Genomic DNA, 263 nt, shown 5'->3' on the forward strand with positions numbered 1-263 from the left:
TGTTGGTGATGTACTTGTTGTTGGTGATGACCATGATGGCTGTGTTGACCTTGATGGTGGTGATGACCATGATGGCCGTGTTGACCTTGATGGTGGTGATGACCGTGATGGCCATGTTGACCTTGATGGTGGTGATGACCATGATGGCCGTGTTGACCTTGATGGTGGTGATGACCATGATGGCCATGTTGACCTTGATGGTGGTGATGACCGTATATGACTTGCGGATACCCACCTACTCCTCCTGCTACAACACCTACTCC

At 50.6% G+C, this 263-nt stretch carries 1 pseudogene; it reads right to left on the bottom strand.

What is annotated here, in order from left to right:
- Window positions 1-263 (bottom strand): annotated as a pseudogene (locus JDS81_RS29990) (hypothetical protein); the annotation flags it as partial.

It is taken from the genome of Bacillus cereus group sp. N31 (assembly GCF_016483245.1).
In the GTDB taxonomy this organism is placed as follows: domain Bacteria; phylum Bacillota; class Bacilli; order Bacillales; family Bacillaceae_G; genus Bacillus_A; species Bacillus_A toyonensis.